The 25,692-nt window shown below is 49.5% G+C and carries 24 protein-coding genes and 2 pseudogenes; 7 read left to right on the top strand and 19 right to left on the bottom strand.

The genetic code is table 11. From position 1 onward, the window contains the following. Nucleotides 1-4: 4 nt before the first annotated feature. From secB to cysE, 3 genes are all read left to right on the top strand, one after another. Complete coding sequence (gene secB / locus SK34_RS10895) at nucleotides 5-472, top strand: protein-export chaperone SecB (RefSeq protein ID WP_003024155.1); 468 nt, start codon at nucleotides 5-7, stop codon at nucleotides 470-472. Further along, nucleotides 472-1,491: an NAD(P)H-dependent glycerol-3-phosphate dehydrogenase gene (gene gpsA, locus SK34_RS10890; protein ID WP_003844543.1), complete on the top strand. Its 1,020-nt coding sequence runs from the start codon at nucleotides 472-474 to the stop codon at nucleotides 1,489-1,491. Before secB ends, gpsA begins: the two co-directional genes overlap by 1 nt. A gap of 78 nt (nucleotides 1,492-1,569) precedes the next feature. Continuing rightward, nucleotides 1,570-2,391, top strand: a complete 822-nt coding sequence (gene cysE / locus SK34_RS10885; protein ID WP_003024160.1) for a serine O-acetyltransferase — start codon at nucleotides 1,570-1,572, stop codon at nucleotides 2,389-2,391. Between the two features lie 86 nt (nucleotides 2,392-2,477). Here the strand turns inward: cysE and trmL are convergent, their stop codons facing one another. The 6 genes from trmL to SK34_RS10855 form a co-directional block, all read right to left on the bottom strand. Beyond that, nucleotides 2,478-2,951 (bottom strand): tRNA (uridine(34)/cytosine(34)/5-carboxymethylaminomethyluridine(34)-2'-O)-methyltransferase TrmL, encoded by a 474-nt coding sequence (gene trmL / locus SK34_RS10880; RefSeq protein ID WP_016151165.1) that lies wholly within the window; start codon nucleotides 2,949-2,951, stop codon nucleotides 2,478-2,480. Nucleotides 2,952-2,996: 45 nt separating this feature from the next. Beyond that, entirely contained in the window at nucleotides 2,997-4,337 is a 1,341-nt protein-coding gene (locus tag SK34_RS10875) for an MFS transporter (protein WP_046671017.1), read from the bottom strand. A gap of 195 nt (nucleotides 4,338-4,532) precedes the next feature. Continuing rightward, the gene (lldD, locus tag SK34_RS10870; protein ID WP_048233023.1) at nucleotides 4,533-5,723 is read right to left on the bottom strand and encodes an FMN-dependent L-lactate dehydrogenase LldD; all 1,191 of its coding nucleotides are present in this window, start codon (nucleotides 5,721-5,723) and stop codon (nucleotides 4,533-4,535) included. Further along, complete coding sequence (gene lldR / locus SK34_RS10865; protein ID WP_003024170.1) at nucleotides 5,720-6,496, bottom strand: transcriptional regulator LldR; 777 nt, start codon at nucleotides 6,494-6,496, stop codon at nucleotides 5,720-5,722. Before lldR ends, lldD begins: the two co-directional genes overlap by 4 nt. After that, entirely contained in the window at nucleotides 6,493-8,148 is a 1,656-nt protein-coding gene (lldP, locus tag SK34_RS10860) for an L-lactate permease (protein WP_003837651.1), read from the bottom strand. The genes lldR and lldP overlap by 4 nt, the downstream gene beginning before the upstream one ends. A 263-nt stretch (nucleotides 8,149-8,411) precedes the next feature. Continuing rightward, nucleotides 8,412-8,774 carry a YibL family ribosome-associated protein gene (locus SK34_RS10855; protein ID WP_003024174.1) on the bottom strand — a complete coding sequence of 121 codons (363 nt, stop codon included), beginning with the start codon at nucleotides 8,772-8,774 and terminating at the stop codon, nucleotides 8,412-8,414. A gap of 292 nt (nucleotides 8,775-9,066) precedes the next feature. Between SK34_RS10855 and SK34_RS10850 the strand changes: the two genes are divergently transcribed. After that, nucleotides 9,067-9,273, top strand: coding sequence for a hypothetical protein (locus SK34_RS10850; protein WP_003024176.1), 207 nt, complete (start codon nucleotides 9,067-9,069; stop codon nucleotides 9,271-9,273). Between the two features lie 12 nt (nucleotides 9,274-9,285). Here the strand turns inward: SK34_RS10850 and mtlR are convergent, their stop codons facing one another. The 3 genes from mtlR to mtlA all read right to left on the bottom strand — a co-directional run bounded on the left by mtlR (nucleotide 9,286) and on the right by mtlA (nucleotide 13,158). Further along, the gene (gene mtlR / locus SK34_RS10845; RefSeq protein WP_003024179.1) at nucleotides 9,286-9,873 is read right to left on the bottom strand and encodes a mannitol operon repressor MtlR; all 588 of its coding nucleotides are present in this window, start codon (nucleotides 9,871-9,873) and stop codon (nucleotides 9,286-9,288) included. Then, on the bottom strand, nucleotides 9,873-11,021 hold the full coding sequence (gene mtlD / locus SK34_RS10840) for a mannitol-1-phosphate 5-dehydrogenase (protein ID WP_003024180.1): 1,149 nt from the start codon (nucleotides 11,019-11,021) through the stop codon (nucleotides 9,873-9,875). The genes mtlR and mtlD overlap by 1 nt, the downstream gene beginning before the upstream one ends. A gap of 220 nt (nucleotides 11,022-11,241) precedes the next feature. After that, entirely contained in the window at nucleotides 11,242-13,158 is a 1,917-nt protein-coding gene (gene mtlA, locus SK34_RS10835; protein ID WP_003024181.1) for a PTS mannitol transporter subunit IICBA, read from the bottom strand. A 531-nt stretch (nucleotides 13,159-13,689) separates the two neighbouring features. On the opposite strand from mtlA, the gene SK34_RS10830 reads away from it, so the two are divergent. After that, on the top strand, nucleotides 13,690-14,052 hold the full coding sequence (locus SK34_RS10830) for a DUF3302 domain-containing protein (protein WP_003844553.1): 363 nt from the start codon (nucleotides 13,690-13,692) through the stop codon (nucleotides 14,050-14,052). Between the two features lie 2 nt (nucleotides 14,053-14,054). Further along, nucleotides 14,055-15,191: an HlyD family secretion protein gene (locus tag SK34_RS10825; protein ID WP_003024188.1), complete on the top strand. Its 1,137-nt coding sequence runs from the start codon at nucleotides 14,055-14,057 to the stop codon at nucleotides 15,189-15,191. 887 nt (nucleotides 15,192-16,078) lie between these two features. On the opposite strand, the pseudogene SK34_RS24950 reads toward SK34_RS10825, so the two are convergent. The 10 genes and pseudogenes from SK34_RS24950 to SK34_RS10775 form a co-directional block, all read right to left on the bottom strand. After that, nucleotides 16,079-16,372, bottom strand: a pseudogene (locus SK34_RS24950) (RHS repeat protein); the annotation flags it as partial. A gap of 86 nt (nucleotides 16,373-16,458) precedes the next feature. After that, complete coding sequence (locus SK34_RS10815) at nucleotides 16,459-17,073, bottom strand: hypothetical protein (protein WP_057103042.1); 615 nt, start codon at nucleotides 17,071-17,073, stop codon at nucleotides 16,459-16,461. Beyond that, entirely contained in the window at nucleotides 17,070-17,720 is a 651-nt protein-coding gene (locus tag SK34_RS10810; protein WP_053064281.1) for a T6SS effector amidase Tae4 family protein, read from the bottom strand. The genes SK34_RS10815 and SK34_RS10810 overlap by 4 nt, the downstream gene beginning before the upstream one ends. Then, nucleotides 17,721-19,001, bottom strand: a pseudogene (locus SK34_RS10805) (type VI secretion system Vgr family protein); the annotation flags it as partial. It lies immediately after the preceding gene. A 4-nt stretch (nucleotides 19,002-19,005) separates the two neighbouring features. After that, nucleotides 19,006-19,554 carry a hypothetical protein gene (locus SK34_RS10800; RefSeq protein ID WP_053064280.1) on the bottom strand — a complete coding sequence of 183 codons (549 nt, stop codon included), beginning with the start codon at nucleotides 19,552-19,554 and terminating at the stop codon, nucleotides 19,006-19,008. 42 nt (nucleotides 19,555-19,596) lie between these two features. Then, nucleotides 19,597-20,100 carry a hypothetical protein gene (locus SK34_RS10795; RefSeq protein WP_048233017.1) on the bottom strand — a complete coding sequence of 168 codons (504 nt, stop codon included), beginning with the start codon at nucleotides 20,098-20,100 and terminating at the stop codon, nucleotides 19,597-19,599. Further along, nucleotides 20,100-20,696 (bottom strand): hypothetical protein, encoded by a 597-nt coding sequence (locus SK34_RS10790; RefSeq protein WP_053064279.1) that lies wholly within the window; start codon nucleotides 20,694-20,696, stop codon nucleotides 20,100-20,102. Before SK34_RS10790 ends, SK34_RS10795 begins: the two co-directional genes overlap by 1 nt. 85 nt (nucleotides 20,697-20,781) lie before the next feature. Then, the gene (locus SK34_RS10785) at nucleotides 20,782-21,369 is read right to left on the bottom strand and encodes a hypothetical protein (RefSeq protein ID WP_048233015.1); all 588 of its coding nucleotides are present in this window, start codon (nucleotides 21,367-21,369) and stop codon (nucleotides 20,782-20,784) included. Continuing rightward, the gene (locus tag SK34_RS10780) at nucleotides 21,356-22,348 is read right to left on the bottom strand and encodes a CHAP domain-containing protein (protein ID WP_048233013.1); all 993 of its coding nucleotides are present in this window, start codon (nucleotides 22,346-22,348) and stop codon (nucleotides 21,356-21,358) included. The genes SK34_RS10785 and SK34_RS10780 overlap by 14 nt, the downstream gene beginning before the upstream one ends. Before the next feature lie 9 nt (nucleotides 22,349-22,357). Then, complete coding sequence (locus SK34_RS10775; protein WP_082139601.1) at nucleotides 22,358-24,814, bottom strand: type VI secretion system Vgr family protein; 2,457 nt, start codon at nucleotides 24,812-24,814, stop codon at nucleotides 22,358-22,360. Nucleotides 24,815-25,014: 200 nt separating this feature from the next. Between SK34_RS10775 and SK34_RS10770 the strand changes: the two genes are divergently transcribed. After that, nucleotides 25,015-25,623 carry a glutathione S-transferase gene (locus tag SK34_RS10770; protein ID WP_003024191.1) on the top strand — a complete coding sequence of 203 codons (609 nt, stop codon included), beginning with the start codon at nucleotides 25,015-25,017 and terminating at the stop codon, nucleotides 25,621-25,623. Nucleotides 25,624-25,692 lie beyond the last annotated feature (69 nt).

The following is a 25,692-nucleotide window of genomic DNA, read 5'->3' as shown; positions in this document are numbered from 1 at the left end:
AAACATGTCAGAACAAAATAACACTGAAATGGCTTTCCAGATCCAACGTATCTATACCAAGGATGTGTCTTTCGAAGCGCCAAATGCACCGCATGTTTTCCAGAAAGATTGGCAGCCAGAGGTTAAACTTGATCTTGATACCGCATCTACCCAACTGGCAGATGACGTGTATGAAGTAGTGCTGCGTGTCACTGTAACGGCTTCTCTTGGTGAAGAAACTGCGTTCCTGTGCGAAGTTCAGCAGGGCGGTATTTTCTCCATCAGTGGTATCGAAGGGACTCAGATGGCGCATTGCCTGGGCGCATACTGCCCGAACATTCTGTTCCCGTATGCCCGTGAATGCATCACCAGCCTGGTATCACGCGGTACGTTCCCGCAACTGAACCTTGCGCCGGTCAACTTTGATGCGCTGTTCATGAACTATTTACAGCAGCAGGCTGGCGAAGGTACTGAAGAACATCAGGATGCCTGATGAACCAAAGTAATGCTTCAATGACTGTGATTGGTGCCGGCTCGTACGGCACCGCTCTTGCCATCACCCTGGCAAGAAATGGCCATCAGGTTGTCCTGTGGGGCCATGATCCGAAACATATCGCGACCCTTGAGCACGATCGCTGCAACGTCGCGTTCCTTCCTGATGTGCCTTTTCCTGACACACTGCGCCTGGAAAGTGATTTAGCCACTGCGCTGGCCGCCAGTCGTAATATTCTGGTGGTGGTGCCGAGCCACGTCTTTGGCGAAGTGCTGCGAAACATCAAACCATTGATGCGTCCTGACGCACGACTGGTCTGGGCGACAAAAGGTCTGGAGGCGGAAACGGGGCGTCTGCTGCAGGACGTCGCGCGTGAAGCGCTGGGGGACTCAATTCCACTGGCGGTTATTTCCGGCCCGACGTTCGCCAAAGAGCTGGCTGCGGGCATGCCGACGGCGATTTCTCTGGCCTCGACGGACGACGCCTTTGCTGACGATCTCCAGCAGTTGCTGCACTGCGGCAAAAGCTTTCGCGTTTACAGCAACCCGGATTTCATTGGCGTGCAGCTTGGCGGCGCGGTGAAAAACGTCATTGCGATTGGTGCGGGGATGTCTGACGGCATCGGTTTTGGCGCGAATGCGCGTACCGCATTGATCACCCGTGGACTGACCGAAATGTCTCGCCTTGGCGCGGCGCTGGGTGCCGATCCTGCCACCTTTATGGGGATGGCGGGTTTAGGCGATCTGGTGCTGACCTGTACCGACAACCAGTCGCGTAACCGTCGTTTTGGCATGATGCTCGGCCAGGGTATGGACGTGCAGGGCGCGCAGGACAAGATTGGTCAGGTGGTTGAAGGCTATCGCAATACGAAAGAAGTTCGTGAATTGGCGCACCGTTTTGGTGTCGAGATGCCAATAACCGAGGAAATTTATCAAGTATTGTATTGCGGAAAAAACGCGCGCGAGGCAGCATTGACGTTATTAGGTCGTGCGCGCAAGGACGAGCGAAGCAGCCACTAGCCGTAAGGAACCGTTTCAATCTAACGACCCGACCCGCGAAGAACGGGTCGGTCGTTTTGCTACCTTCTGGAGTACGCAATGCCGTGTGAAGAACTGGATATCGTCTGGAAAAACATTAAAGCGGAAGCCCGGGCACTGGCGGAATGTGAGCCAATGTTGGCCAGTTTTTACCACGCAACGCTGCTCAAACATGAAAATCTCGGCAGTGCGCTAAGCTATATGCTGGCGAATAAACTCGCTTCTCCAATCATGCCCGCCATTGCGATTCGCGAAGTCGTGGAAGAGGCCTATGCCGCCGATCCTGAAATGATTGCCTCAGCGGCCTGTGATATTCAGGCGGTACGTACGCGTGACCCGGCTGTCGATAAATATTCCACCCCACTTCTGTACCTGAAGGGTTTTCATGCGCTTCAGGCCTACCGTATCGGTCACTGGCTGTGGCATCAGGGGCGTCAGGCGCTGGCGATCTTCCTGCAAAATCAGGTGTCCGTTACCTTCCAGGTAGACATTCATCCGGCGGCAAAAATTGGCCGTGGGATTATGCTCGATCACGCAACCGGCATTGTGGTCGGTGAAACGGCAGTGATTGAAAATGATGTCTCTATTCTGCAATCCGTCACGCTCGGCGGGACCGGTAAAGCCGGCGGCGATCGTCATCCGAAAATTCGTGAAGGTGTAATGATTGGCGCGGGAGCAAAAATTCTCGGCAACATTGAAGTCGGGCGCGGCGCGAAGATTGGCGCAGGTTCCGTGGTTTTACAACCGGTACCCCCGCATACCACTGCGGCAGGCGTACCTGCACGCATCGTCGGTAAGCCTGACAGCGATAAACCGTCTATGGATATGGATCAGCATTTCAACGGGATTCATCATACTTTCGAATACGGCGATGGCATCTGATTTCGAGCTATGCCCGGCGGCGCAGTGCTTACCGGGCCTACAAATCTCGTAGGTCGGATAAGGCGTCAGCCGCCATCCGACAAAAATCAACTACGCAATACCGCGCCAGGATAACCTAACTGGCGCCAGGCCTCATACACCACCACCGACACCGCATTTGACAGGTTCATGCTGCGACTGTCCGGCATCATCGGAATTCGAATTTTTTGTTCGGCTGGCAGCGCGTCGAGGATGCTGGATGGCAGACCGCGAGTTTCCGGGCCAAACATCAGATAATCCCCGTCCTGATAGCTTACCGCGCTATGCGCTGGCGTACCTTTGGTGGTCAGGGCAAACAGACGTTGCGGGTTTTCTGCGGCGACGAAGCTGGCGTAATCAGGGTGGCGCAGCACGGCGGTAAACTCATGGTAATCCAGCCCCGCGCGACGCAGGCGCTTGTCGTCCCAGGTAAAGCCCATTGGTTCAATAATATGCAGACGAAAGCCGGTGTTGGCGCAAAGACGGATAATATTGCCGGTATTTGGCGGGATTTCTGGTTCGAATAAAACGATGTTAAGCATACTGCCCCCTTGATAACGGGGGCAGAATAGCAGAAAGAGCGGGTACTATGCGACGGTCAGCGCGTGCGGTTTATAGCGTTGCAGTTTGTAAATCGTTGCGGCAGCCGCAACCAGCGCCGGAAGGCTGAGGAACATTAATATACTGTCTGCCTGCCATTGCAGGGAAAGCAACTGGGCGCTCATCATCGTTCCGGCTACGCCACCGAAGCGGCCCACGCCCTGCATCCAGGCAATGCCCGTTGCGCGGCAGTGGGTTGGATAAAACGTGGCGGCCAGCGTCTGCAGCCCGGACTGCGCGCCGTTCATGGTAATCCCCATCAGGAAGATCAGTGCGCCGAACAGGATGATATGGTTATGTTCAAACCCGAGAGCGAGGGCAAACAGCATCGTCAGAATAAAGCCAAGTGACACCACTTTATGTGCTTCCCAGCGATCCATTAACCAACCGGCCAGCAGGATCCCTGCGGTACCGCCGAAGGTAAACAGTGACGTCAGCCAGGCGGATTCAGCCAGCGGATATCCCATTCCCAGCATCAGCGTTGGCATCCAGCTCAACAGCACGTAATAGATAACCAATCCCATAAAGTAGGTCATCCAGAGCATCAGCGTGCCCGGCAGCCAGGGCATACTGAATAGCTGTGCCACGCTGCCTTTTTTGACCGTGACGCGGTCTTCATCCAGATAAAACTGGGTAACCTGTTCCAGACTTCCCGACATAAAGCGTTGAGCAATGCGTTTAACCTGTGCAACCCCTTTACCGCGGTGAACCAGATACTTCACCGACTCCGGCAGGAACAGCACCAACAATACGGTGAGGGCCAGCGGGGCGATCGCACCGGCAAGCAGGACGCTGTGCCAGCCGTAGTTAGGGATAAGCCAGGAGGAGATCACCCCGCCGCCTGCAGCCCCTAACGGAAAGCCGCAGTACATGGTGTTAATCGCCATTGAACGACAGCGTTTTGGTGCAAATTCTGACACCAGGGTGATGGCATTGGGCATTGCCGCGCCAAGACCCAGCCCGGTGAGAAAGCGCCAAAATGTGAGCATATTCAGCGTCTGGGCATAGGCAGTTCCCAGACTGGCGAGGCCAAAAAACAGACAGGAAAAGACCAGCACGCGTTTACGGCCCATACGATCGGAAATCGGCCCGGCCAGCAGTGCACCAAATGACAGGCCCAATAGCGCGGCGCTTAACACCGGTCCGAGATCCTGTTTCTTGATGCCCCAGTCGGCTGAGAGCGTGGGCGCAATATAGCCCATCGCCGCCGTGTCGAAGCCATCAATGGCCAGGACCAGAAATCCCAGGACGATTATTACCCAATGAAAGCGTGAAAAAGGACTGTCATCTATCGCCTGCTGGATATTCACTTTGCCGGAATAAACCATGTCACCCTCGCCCGTTATGATGGTTGTTATCTGTATATTTCGCCCTTGTATTAGCTTGTATATACATCTGACAGGTGGATAAAAAGTTGTCAAATATATTGGTTATAAATGTTAACTGGTCGTTATTTTTGGATAAAAAATGGCCGGGCTGAGAACAGACCGACCATGCAGAAAGTGGGTTTTATGGGGATATTGTTACGCCGCGCTACCCTGAACCAGAGGTGCCAGCGCAGCAGGCAGGTTTTTTCCCAGTTCTTGTACCAGCGAATCATGACTGATTTCGCTAATCGATTTTGCACCGGTCAGGGTCATTGCCACCTTCATCTCTTTCTCGATCAGATTCAGCAGATTCGCTACCCCGGCCTGACCGTGGGTTGCCAGCGCGTACAGATAAGCACGTCCCAGCAGAACACTATCCGCACCCAGCGCAATCATGCGTACGACGTCCAGACCGTTGCGGATCCCGCTGTCTGCCAGAATGGTGATATCGCCTTTTACCGCATCGGCAATAGCGGGTAACGCGCGAGCTGAAGACAGCACGCCGTCTAACTGGCGACCACCGTGGTTAGAGACAACGATGCCATCAGCGCCGAAGCGTACGGCGTCGCGAGCATCTTCAGGATCGAGGATCCCTTTGATCACCATCGGACCATCCCAAAATTCGCGGATCCACTCGAGGTCTTTCCAGGAAATCGACGGATCGAAATTATTCGCCAGCCAGCCGATGTAGTCTTCAAGGCCGGTGGGTTTGCCAAGATAGGTCGAGATATTGCCTAAATCATGCGGGCGACCGTTCAGGCCAACGTCCCATGCCCATTGTGGATGGGTGACTGCCTGCCAGTAGCGGCGCAGTGCCGCATTTGGGCCGCTCATCCCGGAATGGGCGTCACGGTAGCGTGCGCCAGGTGTTGGCATATCGACGGTAAAGACCAGCGTGGAGCAACCTGCCGCTTTGGCTCGTTCCAGGGCGTTACGCATAAAGCCGCGATCGCGCAGAACATACAGCTGAAACCACATCGGACGCTTGATAGTCGGGGCGACTTCTTCAATCGGGCATACGGATACTGTGGAAAGCGTAAACGGAATGCCTTTGGCATCAGCGGCGGCGGCGGCCTGAACTTCGCCCCGACGCGCATACATGCCGCACAGACCGACAGGTGCAAGGGCCACCGGCATGGAGAGCGTTTCGTTGAACAGTTTTGTCTCCAGGCTCAGGTCGGACATATTCTTCAGCACGCGCTGGCGAAGGGCCACCTCCGACAGGTCTGCCACGTTACGGCGCAAAGTGTGCTCTGCATACGCCCCACCGTCAATATAGTGGAACAAGAAGGGGGGTAGGATGCGCTGGGCTGCGGCGCGATAGTCGCTGGCTGCTGAAATAATCATGTGTTGTTCTCCCTGCTATTCTCACCAGGGTCACCGGGCAGGCGGGTGATTCGCGCCTGGCGGGCCTGATCTTCATCAAATCGTTTAATCGTGGTGTGGACAAAACTGAGGTGCGCCATCATCGCTTTACGCGCGCCGTCGGCATCTCCGGCAACAATCGCATCCAGTACGGCCTGATGCTGTGCCGTCAGCTGTGAAAATACGGGCGGCACGAGGTACATTCGCTGGCGGCTCTGTTTCACCGAAGACTGCAATACGTCGAAGAAACCGCGCATGGTCTGTAACAGCACCACGTTGTGTGAGGCCTCCGCAATGGCGAGATGAAAGCGAACGTCTGCCTGCGAGGCGAGATCTGGATCTTCGCTTTGTGTGGCCTCGAAACAGAGCCTGATCTTCTCTTTATCGGCTGCAGTGGCACGCATAGCTGCGTGCCAGGCGGTGCTGGCTTCGATGGCGTGGCGGGCTTCCAGAATATCGAAACTGTAATCAGGATCGTCCGCCAGCAGGGTTTTCAGCGGCTGCACGATGTTTTGTTCAGACCATGCCTCATGCTGCCAGCGAATAAACGTTCCACCGCCACGACGGCTAATCAGTACGCCTTCACTCACCAGCTTTGCTAACGCCTCGCGCAGCGAGTTGCGCGATACGCCGAGCTGTACGGCCAGCTGGCGCTCAGCGGGCAACTTCATGCCCGCTTCCAGCTGTTGTTCTTCAATCAGCGCCCGCACACGAGATGCGACTTCGTCTGACAGGCGTCTGGGCATCACTATCATGGAATCATCCAGGTTAAGACATAGGCCTGCAGTGTGGTAATCACACCCACCATGCAGGTGAAAATCAGACTGTGCTTCACGGTAAAGCGAAACAGGTCAGACTCTTTTCCCACTAATCCCACTGCCGCACAGGCGATAGCGATAGATTGCGGAGAGATCATTTTTCCGGTCACGCCGCCGGTGGTATTTGCAGCCACCATTAATACATCCGAAACACCGATTTGCTGAGCGGCCGTGGCCTGTAGGGCGGCAAACAGTGCGTTTGATGAGGTGTCGGATCCAGTCAGGAATACCCCCAGCCAGCCAAGGAACGGCGAGAAGAAGGTAAATGCGCTGCCGGTGTGAGCCAGGGCCAATGCCAGGGTGGATGAAAGCCCGGAGTAGTTAGAGATAAACGCGAATGCCAGCACCATCCCGATGGAGTAGATAGGTAGCGCCAGATCTTTCAGCGTGCTACCAAAGGTCTGAAGCGCAGCAGACGGCTTCATCTTCAGCCAGACGATGGACAGCAGGGCGGCAAACAGTATTGCGGTACCGGTCGCGGAGAACCAGTCAAATTTGTACACCGCCGCGTAGGCTGTGGCTTCGTGTACGACCGGCGGCATACGGGCAACCAGCTTGTCGAGGAACGGAACCGGAATATTGACCACCCAGTGGTACATCGCGCCGCCTGGTGCAAACAGCGCTTTAAACGGCGGTATGCTCCACAGCGTGACGGTAGCTGTCAGGAACAGGAACGGCGACCAGGCGCGGATGATTTGCCCGGCGGTGTAGCGGGTGCGCGACAGATCCATATCGACCTGCGAAGCGCCCATATCACCAAAGCGGAAGATGCGTACCGGCTGCCAGCGCTTCAGGAACAGCGTCAGACAGACCAGGGAAACCAGAGAAGAGATGATGTCCGGCAGTTCCGGTCCGATAAAGTTAGAGCTGAGATACTGCGCGATAGCAAACGAGCCGCCAGCGACCATCACCGCAGGCCAGGTTTCTTTCACGCCACGCCAGCCATCCATAATCGCCATAATCCAGAACAGCACGATAATGGTCAGGAACGGCAGTTGACGGCCCACCATCTGGCCAATCTCGAAGCTGTCCAGCCCGGTAACCTGACCGGCAACCAGAATCGGAATGCCCATTGCCCCAAAAGCGACTGGAGCGGTGTTTACGATCAAGCACAAACCTGCCGCATACAGCGGGTTAAAGCCAAGGCCAACCAGCAGTGCGGCGGTAATCGCTACCGGAGCACCGAAGCCTGCCGCCCCTTCGAGGAATGCCCCAAAGGAGAAACCGACAATCAGCATTTGCAGACGCTGGTCTGGGGTAATCGAGAGTATCGAGGAGCGGATAATGTCGAACTGCCCGGTTTTTACCGAGATTTTATAGACGAATACCGCGGCGATAATGATCCAGGCAATTGGCCACAGACCGTAGAAGAAACCGTACACTACGGATGCCAGAGCGTGATCGACCGGCATTTTGTAAAACAGCAGGGCGACCGACAAAGCGATCACCACCGTCCATGACGCCGCAACGTAGCCTTTCAGCTTGAGCTTAATCAGGGCGAAGAAAAAGAACAGGATGGGGAGCGATGCGATCAGACTGGAAAGCCAGATGTTACCGGCCGGGTCGTAGTTCTGTTGCCAGAGATTCATTGCAGGTCTCCTGGGGGCCGCCGACATAATGGAATGAGTCTTTGCTCAAATCTTCGTCACATTATGTGTAAAAGTGGCCCTGCCAATATTGTTGTGTAGGGGTAATGACAATGAATGGTTAATCAAATGTTATTTATTGGCAACGGTATTGTACGCACATTTTAATGAAATGTGAGGTGCTGGTATGATCTGGCTAAAATTGGTAGGGCCAATTGCGAGGGGGAAGTGAAGGACCGGGCAAGCGGATGTTGCCCGGTGGGAGATCAGAACTCGCTCTTCGCGAAGCCCGTCATCTCTTTCAGGCCCATTTCACGGCCAAGCTCGGTCATCGGGTGAACGACAATCAGGCCGCGCACGCTCTTCTTCAGCTTGCCCATGTCGGCCTGTTCTTTTTTGGTGATGGTACGACGGAAAGGGAGTTTCGTCAGCTTTTGCGCTTCTTTGCTCAGCTTCTGACCATGGACTTCACGCAGACGTGCAATCTCGTTTTCCAGAGTTTCTTTCTCTTGCTCTAGCTCGGCATATTTGTCGGCGGCTTCAACCAGAGACAGGTCAGCCTGCTGGTGGCGGATAGCGTCCAGACGATCGCTCAGGCGTTTAATTTCGTTTTTTTCGACTTCTTTCATAGGATAGCTTCTGATAAAAATAGGATGAATATCCTATAGTATGCGCGCAGAGCGGGATTATTCACAACTAATCGAAGATAAATAATCAAATGTTGCAAGTATTATTCAGCTAATGAAAATATTACTATTTTGATTAATAAGGAATTTTAAGCGATAAGATCGACCATGGCGCATTTTGTTGGCGGGTTCATAGTGAAGCACGTTTTCCTTAATGTAATTGCCAAACCGATCCTAAACTTAAATGATCAACCGCGCAGGCTGAGCGCGGTTAATACATGGAGGAGGGAAGATTATGGCGAAAATAGGTGAGAACGTTTCGGCTCTAATTGATAAGACGGTCGATTTTATGGCTTCAAGCCAGGCTTTTCGCGAGTATCTGAATAAAACACCGCCACGCAACGTTGTCCCTTCTGAAATACCGCAGGAGAATGCGCAGTTGTATCTGCAACGTCTGGCGTACTATCGGCAGCTTTATCGACCGCAGCAGGAAGAGAAATAAGCAAGCATCGTCTTATTTTTGAAAGGCTTTTTTTAAGCTGATTTTAGAAATCAGCTCGGTCAGGGAAAGTACCATCGTGGAGCGCACCATCTGCTGGTAGCGCTGGATCTGCATCGCGTGCAGACCTGAGTCTGAGGTATCAAACTGCGGTGGCGGCGGGAGTGCCGTCACGCAGTGGAGTTCGCCAAACGGACCAAGAATTTCATCGTCGGTGAACGCATATTCATTGCCGTCATGGTTTAACTCTTCCCGCAGCGCCATCAGAAGCTCGGCGTCTTCATACTCCGGTCGGCTGAGCACGCCCAGACCGTAGATGAGCTTCAGGCGAACGGAAAGATCGCCCAGCGGACCGTCGCCGTCAAGCAGTGGTTCTACAGCATATTTCACCGCATAGTCGTCTTTGCGAAATACCTGAAGCACAAGAATATTCACCGCCTCGGTGAGCAGTTCTACGGCGGTGATGAGGAAGCTGCGTACGGTTTTGCCAGCATTCAGACGCTCAAGCACACGATTTTCAAAGGCCTGCGTTTGTTCCATTATTGCCTGCATATCTGACAATCTATTATTCAGGCGCAGGATATCCTGCGCCAGGTCCTGCATCATTTCTTTGCGTTATACGCGTTAACAGCCTCAAGCACGACATCGCTGTTGGCATCCAGCCCGGAAACTTGCGCCAGCGCGGCCTGTGGACCTTTTTCGTCAATCAGCGCGGCCAGTTCCTGTGCCTGCGGATCTTCTTCGCTGCGATAGTGCATCGCTGCCGCAATACCGATAACCAGATTCGCATGCGGCAAACCATACTCCAGCGTACCCAGCAGCGGTTTAATCAGACGATCTCCCGCGCTCAGCTTACGCAGCGGCTGACGACCCACGCGCTCAACGTCATCTTTCAGATACGGGTTTTCAAAGCGACCGAGGATTTTCTGAATGTATGCCGCATGTTTTGCTGCATCAAAACCATAGCGTTTGATCAGTACCGCGCCGCTCTCTTCCATCGCACCTTTTACCACTGCGCGGATTTTCTCGTCGAGAATCGCGTCACGGATGGTCTGATGACCGGTCAATTTTCCGAGGTACGCGGTTATAGCATGCCCGGTGTTCAGCGTGAAGAGTTTACGTTCGACAAATGCCATTAGGTTATCAGTTAATTCCATTCCTGGGATATTTGGTAGTTCACCTTTGAACTGTGTTTTGTCGACAATCCACTCACTGAAGGTTTCTACGGTAACTTCCAGCGGGTCATTGGTTGCTGAAGCCGAAGGCGGAACAATGCGGTCCACGGCGGAATCGACGAAGCCAACATGTTCTTCAACCCAGGCTTTGTCTTCATCTGCCAGCGCGTTCATTACATGGCCTTTCAACTGGGTCGTTCCGCGCACCATGTTTTCACAGGCGATGATATTCAGCGGAGTAGCTATGCCCTGTGCCTTGCGTTTAACCAGCCCTTTGGCGATGGCCGGAGCGATACGCTCAAGCACGACCGGACCGACGGCGGTAGTGACTAAATCTACATGGGCAATCAGGTCGACGACATCATCGCCGATGCTGCTCACGGCGTTGACGCCGGAGACGGTATCAACCTGTTCGTTTTCACCTACGACATGAACCTGATAGCTATGACGGGCATTCAGGGCATCGAGCACGACCTGATTTACATCCGCGAACGTCAGCTGTATCCCCGCGTCCGCCAGCAGTTTGCCGATAAAGCCACGACCGATATTACCTGCGCCAAAATGTAATGCTTTCATAGTATTAACCTTCATCAATGTTTTTACCCAAGAGGGCTGGGGTGAGGCTTTTCCCTCAACCTAACCCTCTCCACAAGGGAGAGGATATCGCCTTCATATTTCGAACTGCAGATGCGTTGGCTCTCCTCGCTCACCCCAGTCACGTACTTATGTACGCTCCTGGGGATTCACTGCGTTGCCGCCTTCCTGCAGCTCGAACTATTTTGGAGATACTTAACCGTTAAGCTTTTTTACCCGCCAGCAGCTCCAGAACTTCATCCACGCTGGTGGTATGGGCCAGACGTTCGATCACGGATTCGTCATCCAGCGCGTTGGTCAGGCTGGTAATCACCTGGATGTGCTCGTTGTTACGTGCTGCGATACCAATCACCAGGCGGGCAATATCGTCTTCTTCTTCACCGAAGCGAACGCCTTCCGGGTACTGGCAGAACACCACACCGGTTTTCAGCACACGGTCTTTGGCTTCAACCGTTCCGTGCGGTACTGCAATGGACTCGCCGAGGTAAGTCGGAGTCAGTTTTTCGCGGTCCAGCATCGCCTCGACGTATTCTGGCTCAACGTAACCGCCTTTCACCAGTTGCTCACCAGCAAAGCGAATTGCTTCCTCTTTGTTAGTGGCTTTACGACCGAGGAAGATATTCTCCGCACCCAGTTTGAACAGGTGAGTATCACCCTCTTCAAAGCTGTCTTTCAGGTGATCGCGGACTTTCTCTTCGTTCACGTTGTGGCGCTGTGCAGCGACCAGACGTTCGGTCAGGTTGGAGTACAGGCCACTGTCGAGGAAGTTGGTCAGCGAAATGTGCTGTGCCTGAGGCACCTGGCGCATCGCGCGTTCGGTCAGGTCACGGTGGGTAATGACCAGATCCACATCCGGCGGCAGATTGTTAATCGCGCTGTTAGTGACGGAAATCTGAGACAGACCTGCATCCTGCACTTTCTTACGCAGTACGCCCGCACCCATGGCGCTGGAACCCATACCGGCATCGCAGGCAACAATGATTTTACGCACATGGCTCAGGTCGTTGGTCACGTCGCCAGCCGCCAGCGGAGATGCGCCTTTGGATTCCGCTTTCATGTCGTGCATACGACGGGTTGCGGCATCAATGTCATCATCTTCTTTCACTTTGCTGGTTTTCAGCAGAATGGCTGAAACCACAAAGGAGACTGCCATAGCAGCACAGATAGCAGCGATGTTAGCGAAGTAAGCGCCCTTCGGCGTCATGGCCAGCACGGCCAGGATAGAACCCGGAGAGGCCGGAGAAACCAGACCGCCGTTCAGGATAGTCAGGGTAAATACGCCAGTCATACCGCCGAGGATAACGGCCAGGATCAGACGTGGGTTCATCAGCACGTACGGGAAGTAAATTTCGTGGATACCACCCAGGAAGTGGATGATTGCCGCGCCGCCCGCAGACTGCTTAGCGCTGCCGCGACCGAAGAACATGTATGCCAGCAGAACGCCCATACCCGGACCCGGGTTAGCTTCAATCAGGAAGAAGATGGATTTGCCCATCTCATGGGACTGCTGAATACCCAGCGGTGAGAAAATACCGTGGTTGATGGCGTTGTTGAGGAACAGGATTTTCGCCGGTTCAACGAAGATAGACGCCAGCGGCAGCATGTCATGGACAACCATGAAGTTAACGCCTGCCGCCAGGATTTTGGACAGTGCTTCAACCAATGGGCCAATGCCAAGGAATGCCAGAATGGCGAGGATCATCCCGATGATGCCTGCGGAGAAGTTATTCACCAGCATCTCAAAACCGGACTTGATCTTACCGTCTACCCAGTTGTCGAAATGTTTGATAGCCCAGCCGCCCAGCGGACCTGCGATCATCGCGCCGAGGAACATTGGCATATCTGCACCGACGATAACGCCCATGGTGGTGATTGCACCAACCACGCCGCCACGTTCGCCGCCAACCAGCTTACCACCGGTATAACCGATCAGGAGCGGCAGCAGATAGGTGATCATAGGACCGACAAGCTTCGCCAGCGTTTCGTTCGGCAACCACCCTGTCGGAATGAATAATGCGGTGATAATACCCCACGCGATAAACGCGCCGATATTTGGCATCACCATGTTGCTGAGGAATCGACCAAAGCTTTGCACCTTGATCTTAATATCGGATGACATAAAAACACCCCTTCTTATGTTTGCTATCGCGCAGGCTGAAAGCCCGAGGTTTGTTAATGTAGCGGCAGGAGGTAGCCGGACCCTGTAGATACTGCGAAATCTGGCACTGAATCGTTCAACTGTCCAGTCGACGACCTTTTATGTGATATTCGTCACGTAAATATAGGGTGTATGGCGTTAGTTAATGTGATCTTAATCACAAAATATCGGTACAAAAAAACATCACTGGATCAGAATTCACCAAAAATGGGGGGTAAATGTGAACTGATTCACATTTTATCCTTTGCTGTTTGTTGAATCTTTGTGATGCAGATCGCAAAGTATTTTCATCTGCATTTGCTCGGATGTGATCTACAGCAGGTTCTACCCCCCGATATTTTTATTGCAAAAGAAAGCAACTTCTCACCAGAAAAAATATTTATTTTGTGGTATGGCGAAAACCCCAAACTGCAGTTATGTTCAAAACATCAGCCTGGGTGCATGCGGCTGCCGGCATAAAAAAACTCTAATTAGCGTGAATTCGAGGCAGGTATGTTTCTAAATTATTTCGCACTGGGCGTGCTGATCTTCGTCTTTCTGGTTCTGTTTTACGGAATCATCGCCATTCACGATATTCCCTATAACATGGCTAAAAAACGCAACCATCCTCATGCTGATGCCATTCATACGGCGGGTTGGATTAGCCTGTTTACACTCCATGCAATATGGCCGTTCCTGTGGATTTGGGCGACGCTCTACCAGCCTGAACGTGGGTGGGGCATGCAATCACACATCATGTCGAACGGAAAGGACCCAGACCCCGAGATTGCCGCACTGGCAGAGCGCATCACCCAGTTGGAAAAAAGACTGGATGGGGAGAAGAAAACAGATAACTCCACCTTTCCGGAGATTTAATCATGGATTTGTTGATAGTCCTGACCTATGTGGCCTTTGCTTGGGCCATCTTTAAAATATTCCGTATTCCGGTAAACCAATGGACGCTCGCTACTGCTGCATTAGGTGGGGTATTCATTGTTGCGGGACTGATCTTATTAATGAACTATAACCACCCGTATACCTTTACGGCGCAAAAAGCGGTTATTTCAATTCCGATCACTCCGCAAGTCACAGGAATTGTTAGTGAGGTAACGGATAAAAATAATCAGTTGATTAAAAAAGGCGAAGTGTTATTTAAACTCGATCCAGGCCGCTATCAGGCACGTGTTGACAGACTGCAGGCTGATCTTGTTACCGCCACACACAACATCGACAATCTGAAAGCCCAACTTTCTGAAGCCGTCGCCAATACTACCCGCGTTTCCGCTGAACGCGATCGTCTGTATAAAGATTATCAACGCTATTTGAAGGGCAGCCAGGCGAAGGTTAATCCCTTCTCTGAAAGCGATATCGACAACGCCCGGCAGAACTATCTGGCACAGGACGCGCTGGTAAAAGGTTCCGTTGCCGAACAGACGCAGATTCAGAGTCAGTTAGACAGTATGGTCAACGGGGAGCAATCTCAGGTTGCGTCTTTGCGTGCTCAGCTCGCTGAAGCCAAATACAATCTTGAGCAGACTATCGTCCGTGCCCCCAGCAACGGCTATGTTACGCAGGTGCTTATTCGGCCCGGGACCTACGCCGCCGCACTACCTCTGCGCCCGGTGATGGTATTTATTCCGGAACAGAAACGGCAAATTGTGGCGCAATTCCGCCAGAACTCGTTGCTGCGTCTTAAACCGGGTGATGAAGCGGAAGTGGTCTTCAACGCGCTGCCTGGTCAGGTTTTCTCCGGTAAGTTGACCTCCATTCTTCCGGTTGTGCCGGGCGGTTCTTATCAGGCGCAGGGGGCATTACAGTCCTTAACTGTGGTGCCGGGTACCGATGGCGTGCTGGCTACGATTGAGTTGGATCCTAATGCCGATGTGGATGCGCTGCCGGACGGTATCTATGCTCAGGTGGCGGTCTATTCCGACCATTTCGCTCACGTTTCAGTGATGCGTAAAGTGCTGCTGCGCATGACCAGCTGGATGCATTATCTTTATTTGGATCATTGAGTTGATATTGGATTACACGGATAGAAATTTAACCAAGGTAAAGTGAATTGTTTATATGTTGTAAATAGCAATTCATTTACCTTGGATGTTGAAAATGTTTACTTGAGGTTATTCTTTTTTCCCCTCCACCATTCAATCTGACTCATATCCTCGGATATTTATTGATTTACAATAGTCACACTGATCATTTTCGTAAGACATAGAGGAAGTATCGATTGCTTAATAAATTATCTATCAGAGTCTGTTTAAACAGCATGTTGTTTTTTCTTAAACCTTTCTAGCCAGTCAGGGGGAGTACAGCCCAGTTTTTTTATCCCGCTGCTGTTCTGGCAACCGGATAAGCTGTTGCAGATTCAGCGGGTTATCTTCATAAAGCAGATTACCCCATTCGTCATTTTCCGCCCGTCATATCACACGGTTATCGGCATCAATCAGCGCCAGCGGCAGTCTACAATGATGTAGATCTTCCGTTTTGGCTCCATGCCTCTTCCGGCCACACTGCTATTATGCATTTCCTCAGCCAGGATTTACTTTCTCTCACTACGAAGTACTCCATATTGAATCTCGGTGACACATTCGTAAGATTCATTTTTTTAGGAAGATACGCGGTCATACGAGCGTAAGTCGAATTCTCTGCTTTGAAGTATTTTACCATGGATGAATTATCAAGAATTGCCAACAACTGCGCAGGGTCGCTACTCTTTTCCTGAGCAAAAGCACCCCTGATATGGCTTCTCACATTAATATGTGTAATTTCATTATCGTAAAACGCTTTTTTTTCAGCTGCATCCAGCAAGTCCTGCAAGGAGCCTTCGGCAGGATGTATTTCACAAGATGCTAATGCATTAAAATTAATGATGATTGTAAAAAAATTAATAAAAATCGTTTCATTTTCTTGCTCCTCTCATAATTCTCTGAGCACCTTTAACTCCTAATTCAGCCAAATCATCTATCCCTGCCGTTGCAGGTCCTCCGGGGTCATCAAGGTCTGGGAATAAATAAGTCTCTGCGCAAGTATATCCCGCAGGTAATTTATCTATTTGCCAATCTTTTTGTGGGAGGTAATCTCTTGCTGTCTTTGTGTCCACCCCAGGATAGCTGGGATCATCCCACGGTGTGCAGGTCAGGTTTGGTTTCACCCATTTCCGACAATACGGTGTGTAGTCGTAAGGGCTGTGGGCATAGATAGTTCCTTTCTATTTATCTGTACAAAAAACACTCTTTAGTGTGATCTTTCCCTAAGCCCGATGTTGATTTTTAAATTTATTTAATCAAATTTAAAATATGGGACATCTAATTTAATGGGACCGCCATCATCCCTTGACTCAAGAATCCATTCGCCACCATTAAATCCATCATTACTTTTCCACTCAGGAAAAATATCTCCTTTTTTAAATCTACGACTTTCATAAATGCCATACCTTGAGATCATTCTCCAGTATCCTCCAAATGGAATTTTCTGCCCACAGGACCGAATTACAGATCCCACGCCAGCATTATTTTGGTAAAAATATCGGTCTTGTTTTTTTATAAATTCTATATACCTAACAGAATCCACCAACTCAACACAAGCGATGAGATTTAACCGTTTTCCATTAACTAAATTCCCAAAATCACTGATATTCTTATCTATGTAATAAAACACATTACCTTTAGAAATATCACTATAAATTAAAGAGCTCACTCTATCACTATAATCAAATAGATGTAATGAATCATTAACATCATTGTTATCAACCCCTTGCAAAACATACTTTTTAATACAATAAACCTCCCCCCACTGAGATAATATTGCTCTGCCTCGCAGGATATAATCTGGCTCTGAAGCAAACACTTCACCACAACTCAATAATAAAAGTATAAAGAACATACTTAACTTCATTTGAGATCCCAAAATTTAATAGCAGTAAGTGTCTGTTTTGGATGTAACGACGGATCATAATATGTACTGCCATCAAGGCATTTAACTCCATCCCAGATAGTAGCATGACCAGTTGCATCACTAAATCCGTCAATGTAAAATATAACAATCCCTTTCTTATTCATTTTCTTAAGTTCATCTAATTGTGAAACTCTCTTTGGAACATATTTAAACATGTCTGCTTTTCCCCAAGCGTACTCAAGGAAAGTTATGAGATTTTCTACGGAATATATGTAATAATATTTACCCCCATCAATCATATATTCATTTCCGCCCTGGAGTATTCTATTCCCACCAATTTTTGTTGTAGGCAACACCGAAACCTTTGATGGAATAAGCATCCCAGACATATTCAAAGCGTAACTGATTCGTAACGCGCATGCGTTACCATATGCGGATGGATTTCTTTTATACTCTCTAAAAGCATGCCCACCGACCCACAGATACGCAAAATATACAGAAGCGGCACTATCCAACGGAGCACCCGTATCTACATTGTTAGGGAATAGGTCAAAATATTTTTCCTTGATGAGGTCATACGGTGGTCTTTTTACAACGACCTTGCCTATGTCCTTACCCTTTTCTTTAACTGTCACTATCCCAGCCATTTAATCACCATAGTAAAGATATATTTTAGAGGAAATATCAGAAAAAATATTCATCGCAATAGCTTCATTATTTTTATTTACATCAGCACTAACAGAAAGGCTATCCTCCGTCCCATCAGGATTGAAATAAAAAACATCACAACTTACGTTTTCACCTATATCATAATTTAGAGTATGCATATGAAGATTCAAATCAACATAGTGTCTAGATATATCACTAAGCTCTGTTTGTTCTTCACCATAAGACCAGCTAATTGAGGTGATTTTTTTCTCTTTATTATCCTGTTCATCATCCCCGCTGCTGGAGTAACCCTGGTCATCGCCCACCCCACTCCCGGCACCGTTATCACCATCGCTACTTCCGTTATCCTTCCCGTCTCCCGCATTATCCGCCAGCGCCTCCAGCGCGCCCGGCTGCATCACCCCCACCGGGGTTCCCGCACTCCCCCCGCCGTTCAGGTTTATCTTCGGCCCCATAATGTCCACGCCACCCGGATGGATGACCACAAATGAACCGCCCACCTTCAGGCTTATCCGGCTGCTGCTTTCCAGCACAATATCGCTCTGAACCTTTATTCCCAGCGCGCCGCTTATCTTCTGCGCCAGGTCTCCCTTCACCTCCAGGCTCTTCATCCCTTTCACCAGGCTGACATGGTCGCCGGTGGTGGTCTGCTCCTGTTTTCCCTTCACCGACATCTTCCGGTCATTGCCCACAACCAGCGTCTCGTCATTCCCCACCTGCTCACGCCGGTCGTGCATCACTTCTGTCTTCCGGTCGTTTTTTACGGTCACCGTGTCATCATGACCCACCGCCACCTGACGGTCATTCTCTGTCGTGTTGCGCTGGTCATGCGCGACCGTGACTGTCCGGTCGTGTCCGACGGTGTTCTCCTTACCCACCGTGATGGTCTGCCCGAGTCCCACAGTGATGCTCTGGTTATTGCCGATGGTCTCCGTATGGTCCACCTTCACATCAGTGGTTCGGTTGTTCAGCACCTCCGTATCCATGTTCTTCTGCGCATGGATATAGACCTGCTCATTGCCCGTCGCATCATCGAATTTAAGTTCGTTAAATCCGCCACCTTTGTAGGTCTTCGAGCGGATGGTCATCTGCGTTTTCGTGCCCGGCAGGCTGCCCGGCGAGCGGTTATCCTGGTGGTAGGTGCGGCCCATAATAATGGGCTGGTCAGGGTCGCCGTTCAGGAAATCCACTATCACTTCCTGACCCACGCGCGGAATGGCGAGGTTGCCAAATCCGGCACCGGCCCACGCCTGTGACACTTACTCATTTTTCTATCTCTTGAATTTTATTCATAATCGATTCTAATCCGTAAGTCTTTACTTTTTGGGAGTTGACTAGTTTTGGGCAAAAATATGTACCCACATTAATATTGTTATCTATATAATCCATTGGCCACTTTCTGTGAGCTTTCATATACCCTCCATTTTGGTGGGCTTTTGAAATGGCTGATTCCTCTCCCACTTGTGCTATTAGCAATTCTTTTGCACCACCTTCAGTAATTTTATTGTTAATAAAACGTTTTGCATCGCTTAGGCCAAGATGATGGGTTAAGTATATAAGCTTAGCTTTTTCAGCATCATTAAGTTCGTCAATCTTATATCCTGCCTTTTTCAGCGATGCTAAATTTTCAACCCCATAATCGACTGCTGCCATAATGGCATACTCAGGTTTAAAACGCAGATTTAACCATTGCTGTACATCTGCCGTTGCGTGACCAGGGTACGGCGTTACTCCCGTGATATATCTGCCATTTTTTAATTCCTCAAGATTTTTCCACTTATCTGTAGAAACCTGAATATGTGCACTATCCATTGAATCCGTCACCTCAATTTAATAACCATAATAATCTCGCCTTTATTTAACAACGCGCTCAACACGCCCATTCATATATTTGAACTTAGATTCATCTTCAAACACAATGATTGCATTTGCTTTTCCCCATGAGACCCAGTCAATAACTGAATTTCCTGAATCCGGAATAAATCCATTGGAAATAACGGGTTTGTCGCCTGAAAAATCAAGAACTACACTGATACTGCAAAAACCCTGATATTCTATTCTATCAAGGCAACGCTCGTTTAAAGTATATGTAATAATTGTTTTAGTGGTAAAGTATTTGTTATTCTTAAAAAAACCCATATCATCATCCATGAATGATATGTAATAGGTTTTTGCCTTGTATATATTCGCTCCATTAAGGGTAAGGTAAGAGTAACCATCACCAGAGGTGGATCTCGTTATCTGGTCGAGAATCCCAAACTTAGTATGATAACAATATGACAAATTAGAATTGCAATCAGCTATGCTTGTAGATGAGAATATTAGTAAGGACAAGATGGGAGCAAAATACTTGGTCATTATATTTCCTTATTGATCTTTTTAATTATATCTATTAGATCGATATCTTCAGGGTTGTTTATGGTTGTTTTCTCATGGCAAAAATAATTACTTAATTTAATGTTTCCATCTATATAATCCATCAGCCACTTTCTGTGTGCTTTCATATACCCTGCTGTTTTGGACCTTGCCTTGGCTGACTCATCTCCCACTTGTGCAGTTAGTAAAATTTTTGCACTACCTTCAGTAATTTCATCCTTAATAAAACGTTTTGCATCACTTAGACCAAGATGATGAGTTAAGTATATGATTTTAGCTTTTTCAGCATCATTAAGTCCGTCAATTTTATATCCCGCTTTTTTCAGCGATGCTAAATTTTCGACGCCGTAATCGACTGCTGCCATAATGGCATATTCAGGTTTAAAACGCAGATTTAACCATTGCTGCACATCTGCCGTTGCGCGACGAGGACACAGCATTATTCCATTGATATATATGACATTTTTTAACTCATCAAGAGTTTTCCACTTACCTGTAAAAACCTGAAATTTTTTTTCATACACCACTTCACCTTTTTTGACTTTTACTGCCTCGCCTTTTTTATTGAGTAAGGGCATGTCTGCTACCAACCCTTATTCAATCGCTTTTTTATACCATTGACAAGTTTTGAATATATTTATTGACTTACGATCTTTATGCTGCTTATTTTCGTAACGCATAGAAGAAGTATCGGCCGCTTAATACATCATCTATCAGTTTTTGTTTAAATAGACTATTGGCATTTTTCTTAAACCTTTCTCGCCAATCTGGGAGCCACCAATAATAAATTGATGTACTGTAAAGATTAATGTCGGGTAAAATGGCAAACCGAGCTACTTCTTTGTCAATAAGACCTTTTTCAAATTGTTCATTCACTGCATCCATGAAACACATATACTCTTTAATGGGTAGGTTTTGCATTAATATAATAGTGTAAACTTTCTGGCTTTGATCATAGTCTTTACTTAATATTATTCTAATAGCGCTAGAAAGATAGTCTTTTGGGGTTTCACTAATCATATATAATTGATCGTTGAAAAAAATATCGTATACATTCTCCATTTCTTTCCATCTACCAATCTTTGATTCACTTCCCTCTGTAATTATTTTAGAAAAAATGTTTTCTTTAGGTGCTGTATTTCTATAGGCTTGGCAAGATGTTTTGTTGGCACTTAAAAAATTAAAGTATGCTAATGAAGTAAAGATAATCATTATGAGTATAATTATTAATGTTATTCTATTTTTTTTCATCTTGTAACCTATATCTTCTGAAAGAATTGAAATCATTTTCAGAATGAAATTTTGTAGTTATAGCAGTGCCATTTTTATTTCTAAATCCTGCATCATTGACTATAATTACTTCACTGTTTGCTGATATCGTAACTCCTGATGAAATAATTATTCCTGCATGTCCTGTCGCACCTTTCTCTTTTTTTATATAGGCGCCTACATCTCCTGGTTGGGGTGTAGTGGAGTATTTCCATTGTTCTGCTAACTTTGTTGGATCAGCCCATTCTTCTGCCAGGGGAGGTCTAAGTTCCTGATAAAGCCATTGTGGTGTATAATGTGCATAACCAGTTTCAATCCACGGTACAGTCAGTCCAGCCTCAAGCAATACATCATTTACAAAGGCACTACATTTATTCGTATTCGACCCAAAATGATATGTTTTTTTCAGTATGGGATGGTAAGAATTTTTTTCCTTTGTTCCGGCCCATTTTGTGGATCCCCGATATTTCAAGGCGGTTAATATTATCTTTCTTGGAATATCTCTTATTACTATCTTTGTACTTTTTATTACAGTACTTTTCTCACCGAAAGATATTTTTGATGATATTCTCTCTTCATATTCAACATCGAAAAAATCGCCAGGAAAATTATCACCTGACTCATTAACATTGATTGGTACCTTGGTCCAGGGCGATACGACTACCATTGTCACTTTTTTTCCATCTGGTAGGATCGTACTCCCTATTTCTTTTTCGGATTCTTTATCTAGAATAAATATTTTAATTTCATACTCACTTGCAGTCGGAATTGTTTTTTGCAAGCTGGATGATGAAATAGTAATTATATCGCCTTTTGTTGTAAAATGATATATTAACGAATTATTGTGCTCAGATACATTGTTATTATCTATCTCAATATCATTTACGGTAATTTTGTATTGCAAACCTGATGGGCTTCCCATCAATGAATCTTTAAAAACAACTAACAGTTCTGACGACATATGTTCACCTTATAAGTCATCTACAGAAACATAAACCTGCCACTCATCACTTTCTTTACCAATGAGTAAGTAACATGCGTCTGAAAATAATGCCTCTGGATATAATTCACTTTCCCCAGTGCTCTGGGATGTAATGGACCTAATTAATGTATCATCATTCTCATTCCTGATTTTAAAGTCCAGCCCGACCACCTGTGATTCCGATATACTCAATTTATTTGTGATAATTTGAATTTTTCTATTTTCTTCATCAGATTCTGGTTCATTCTGTTCTTTTGAACTGTCATTGTTCTCGGGGTTATTGCTGTCTTCACTATTATTCTGCTCAGGCATTACATCTCCCTCACTCGCCAGTGCTTTCAGCACCGCTGGTTGCAGAGTCCCCACTGGCGTACCCGGACTCCCGCCGCTGTTGAGATTGATTTTCGGCCCCATAATATCCACGCCGCCCGGGTGGATGACCACAAACGAACCGCCCACCTTCAGGCTTATCCGGCTGCTGCTTTCCAGCACAATATCGCTCTGAACCTTTATTCCCAGCGCGCCGCTTATCTTCTGCGCCAGGTCTCCCTTCACCTCCAGGCTCTTCATTCCTTTCACCAGGCTGATATGGTCACCGGTGGTGGTCTGCTCCTGTTTTCCCTTCACCGACATCTTCCGGTCATTGCCCACAACCAGCGTCTCGTCATTCCCCACCTGCTCACGCCGGTCGTGCATCACTTCTGTCTTCCGGTCGTTTTTTACGGTCACCGTGTCATCATGACCCACCGTCACCTGACGGTCATTCCCCGTCGTGTTGCGCTGGTCATGCGCGACCGTGACTGTCCGGTCGTGTCCGGATGCGTTTTCTTTCCCTACGGTCACCGTCTGGCCCAGTCCCACAGTGATGCTCTGGTTATTGCCGATGGTCTCCGTATGGTCCACCTTCACATCAGTGGTTCGGTTGTTCAGTACCTCCGTATCCATGTTCTTCTGCGCGTGGATATAGACCTGCTCATTGCCCGTGGCGTCATCGAATTTCAGTTCGTTAAATCCGCCGCCTTTGTAGGTCTTCGAGCGGATGGTCATCTGCGTTTTCGTGCCCGGCAGGCTGCCCGGCGAGCGGTTGTCCTGGTGGTAGGTGCGGCCCATAATAATGGGCTGGTCCGGGTCGCCGTTGAGGAAGTCCACTATCACTTCCTGACCCACGCGCGGAATGGCGAGGTTGCCAAATCCGGCACCGGCCCACGCCTGGGACACCCGCACCCAGCAGGAGCTGTCTTCGTTTCCCGGGCAGTAGCGGTCCCAGTGGAAACGCACCCGCACCCGGCCATGTTCGTCGCAGAAAATTTCCTCGCCTGCCGGCCCGGTGACAATGGCGCTCTGCGGGCCGTCCACGGCGGGTTTGGGCAGCGGGGAGGCACGCCATGTCCGGTCAGCCGGGATGACGTCCAGGTGGTTACTGAGTGTGGTGCCTTCACCGGAGCTACCGTGCTGCGCCTGTGGCTGCTTTCCTTCCAGTACAGAGCCGGTGACCTGCCATTCGCGGTTCAGCGTCTCTGACGGGTGACCGGTCAGGGTAAAACGTTTGCCGGGCCACAGTTTCGGGGAGTTGCTCACGCAGGCTGCCGTTTCAGCATCCTGCCGGTGGCCCTCCGCCTGGTAGCGGGCAAAGTCCTGGCCATGCTGTACGTCTTTGAAGCGTCCCGGATAATCAAAGATTTCATACTGTGTGCGCTGGCCGTTGAGGTTTTTGGCGTGGTGGCTGAAGTAACCGGGCCATCCGGGGACTTTAAAGGTGTAATCCTGGTTTTCAACTGAGGAAGGGCGAATCTGCGCCCGGTAGCGGAACGCACTGATGCATGCGGTGGTGGCTTCCCGGGTGTTCGGGTTAAAGGGCATTTCGCCGAGTGTGGAGACCCCGGCGATGTCATCGCAGAGCACCAGTTTCTGGTCGGGACCGGTCGGGTGGAACCAGTCAAAGAAGAAAATACCCTCTTCGGCCCACAGGCGCGTCAGAAAGGTGAGGTCAGTTTCGCCGTACTGCACGCAGAATTCGCGGGCGGGATGGGGCTCATAAAAGGAAGGCACCCAGTCAGTAATGCCGTTTTCAGTAAGCAGGGTGGTGGCAATGGCCTGGATATCCTGCTGCTGAAAGATGCGGAAGTTCTGGCGCAGTCCGGCGCGCCAGAGCGGGGGCGAAATCGTCAGCTGGTAATTCATCTGCCAGTGGTTGTTCTCCCTGAGCTCCACGCCGGTGATGATGCCGTGAAGATAACGCAGCGCAACAGCCCCCTGCCAGACAGTGAGGGTGGTGCTTTTCTCGAGAAAATCTGTGGCGGTGAGGTCAGGCAGGCCGCTGGCGATATCAACGCAGAGCAAAAAGGGGGTGGAGAGATTCTGGCTGAGGGTGAAGCTGACGACGGCGGTGCTCATCGCCAGTAACCCGTCCACGTCGAGCGTAAAGCGCAGTCCCTGCTGTGACATGAGTTACTCCGTGACGTATTCATACTTTTGCAGAGAACCATACGTCCCGAACAATGCAGGGAAAAGTACGTTGTATAAAAAGCAGCTTAAATTCAGAAAACGTTTAGGTCATAAGTAAAACAGTAAGAATGTAAGTCATCACCTGCCATTTACGGTGACCTGAGCCATACTGATATTTTTGTTGGCAAAAAGGACCCGGCATGAAACTCATTGGCAGCTATACCAGCCCTTTTGTGCGTAAAATTTCTATTCTGTTACTGGAAAAGGGCATCACCTTCGAATTTGTGAATGAACTTCCCTATAGCGCGGATAGCGGCGTGGCGCGTTATAACCCGCTAGGAAAAGTACCCGCGTTGGTCACCGATGAGGGTGAGTACTGGTTTGACTCTCCGATCATCGCAGAATACATCGAGCTGCTGGATATTGCGCCAGCCATGCTACCGGGTGAACCGTTAGCGGCACTCAAAGTTCGTCAACTGGAAGCGTTGGCCGATGGTATTATGGATGCGGGATTAGTCTCGGTGCGCGAGCAGGCTCGCCCCGCCGCGCAGCAGTCAGAAACTGAACTGTTACGCCAGCGGGAGAAGATCACCCGCAGTCTGGATATGCTGGAAGGCTATCTGGCGGACGGTACGCTGAAAACGGATACGGTTAACCTGGCTACCATCGCGATTGCCTGTGCCGTCGGTTATCTCAATTTCCGTCGGGTCGCGCCCGGCTGGTGTGTGGACCGCCCACGTCTGGTCAAACTGGTGGAAACGCTTTTTCAACGCGAAAGTTTTGCCCGCACAGAACCGCCAAAGGCTTGATGCAGATAATACCTGCCTGAGCAAAGTCACGGTACAATCCTTCCTATATCGATAGCCCTCTCCGCGGTG

The sequence above is a fragment of the Citrobacter sp. MGH104 genome, from assembly GCF_001034485.1.
GTDB lineage: Bacteria > Pseudomonadota > Gammaproteobacteria > Enterobacterales > Enterobacteriaceae > Citrobacter > Citrobacter freundii.
Note: the sequence above shows the minus strand (reverse complement) of the source record. Positions and strands in the feature narration are given on the sequence as shown.

Coding starts and splice junctions, on each gene's coding strand:
- secB (WP_003024155.1), top strand. CDS start 5: ATGTCAGAACAAAATAACACTGAAATGGCTTTCCAGATCCAACGTATC.
- gpsA (WP_003844543.1), top strand. CDS start 472: ATGAACCAAAGTAATGCTTCAATGACTGTGATTGGTGCCGGCTCGTAC.
- cysE (WP_003024160.1), top strand. CDS start 1,570: ATGCCGTGTGAAGAACTGGATATCGTCTGGAAAAACATTAAAGCGGAA.
- trmL (WP_016151165.1), bottom strand. CDS start 2,951: ATGCTTAACATCGTTTTATTCGAACCAGAAATCCCGCCAAATACCGGC.
- SK34_RS10875 (WP_046671017.1), bottom strand. CDS start 4,337: ATGGTTTATTCCGGCAAAGTGAATATCCAGCAGGCGATAGATGACAGT.
- lldD (WP_048233023.1), bottom strand. CDS start 5,723: ATGATTATTTCAGCAGCCAGCGACTATCGCGCCGCAGCCCAGCGCATC.
- lldR (WP_003024170.1), bottom strand. CDS start 6,496: ATGATAGTGATGCCCAGACGCCTGTCAGACGAAGTCGCATCTCGTGTG.
- lldP (WP_003837651.1), bottom strand. CDS start 8,148: ATGAATCTCTGGCAACAGAACTACGACCCGGCCGGTAACATCTGGCTT.
- SK34_RS10855 (WP_003024174.1), bottom strand. CDS start 8,774: ATGAAAGAAGTCGAAAAAAACGAAATTAAACGCCTGAGCGATCGTCTG.
- SK34_RS10850 (WP_003024176.1), top strand. CDS start 9,067: ATGGCGAAAATAGGTGAGAACGTTTCGGCTCTAATTGATAAGACGGTC.
- mtlR (WP_003024179.1), bottom strand. CDS start 9,873: ATGCAGGACCTGGCGCAGGATATCCTGCGCCTGAATAATAGATTGTCA.
- mtlD (WP_003024180.1), bottom strand. CDS start 11,021: ATGAAAGCATTACATTTTGGCGCAGGTAATATCGGTCGTGGCTTTATC.
- mtlA (WP_003024181.1), bottom strand. CDS start 13,158: ATGTCATCCGATATTAAGATCAAGGTGCAAAGCTTTGGTCGATTCCTC.
- SK34_RS10830 (WP_003844553.1), top strand. CDS start 13,690: ATGTTTCTAAATTATTTCGCACTGGGCGTGCTGATCTTCGTCTTTCTG.
- SK34_RS10825 (WP_003024188.1), top strand. CDS start 14,055: ATGGATTTGTTGATAGTCCTGACCTATGTGGCCTTTGCTTGGGCCATC.
- SK34_RS10815 (WP_057103042.1), bottom strand. CDS start 17,073: ATGAAGTTAAGTATGTTCTTTATACTTTTATTATTGAGTTGTGGTGAA.
- SK34_RS10810 (WP_053064281.1), bottom strand. CDS start 17,720: ATGGCTGGGATAGTGACAGTTAAAGAAAAGGGTAAGGACATAGGCAAG.
- SK34_RS10800 (WP_053064280.1), bottom strand. CDS start 19,554: ATGGATAGTGCACATATTCAGGTTTCTACAGATAAGTGGAAAAATCTT.
- SK34_RS10795 (WP_048233017.1), bottom strand. CDS start 20,100: ATGACCAAGTATTTTGCTCCCATCTTGTCCTTACTAATATTCTCATCT.
- SK34_RS10790 (WP_053064279.1), bottom strand. CDS start 20,696: ATGCCCTTACTCAATAAAAAAGGCGAGGCAGTAAAAGTCAAAAAAGGT.
- SK34_RS10785 (WP_048233015.1), bottom strand. CDS start 21,369: ATGAAAAAAAATAGAATAACATTAATAATTATACTCATAATGATTATC.
- SK34_RS10780 (WP_048233013.1), bottom strand. CDS start 22,348: ATGTCGTCAGAACTGTTAGTTGTTTTTAAAGATTCATTGATGGGAAGC.
- SK34_RS10775 (WP_082139601.1), bottom strand. CDS start 24,814: ATGTCACAGCAGGGACTGCGCTTTACGCTCGACGTGGACGGGTTACTG.
- SK34_RS10770 (WP_003024191.1), top strand. CDS start 25,015: ATGAAACTCATTGGCAGCTATACCAGCCCTTTTGTGCGTAAAATTTCT.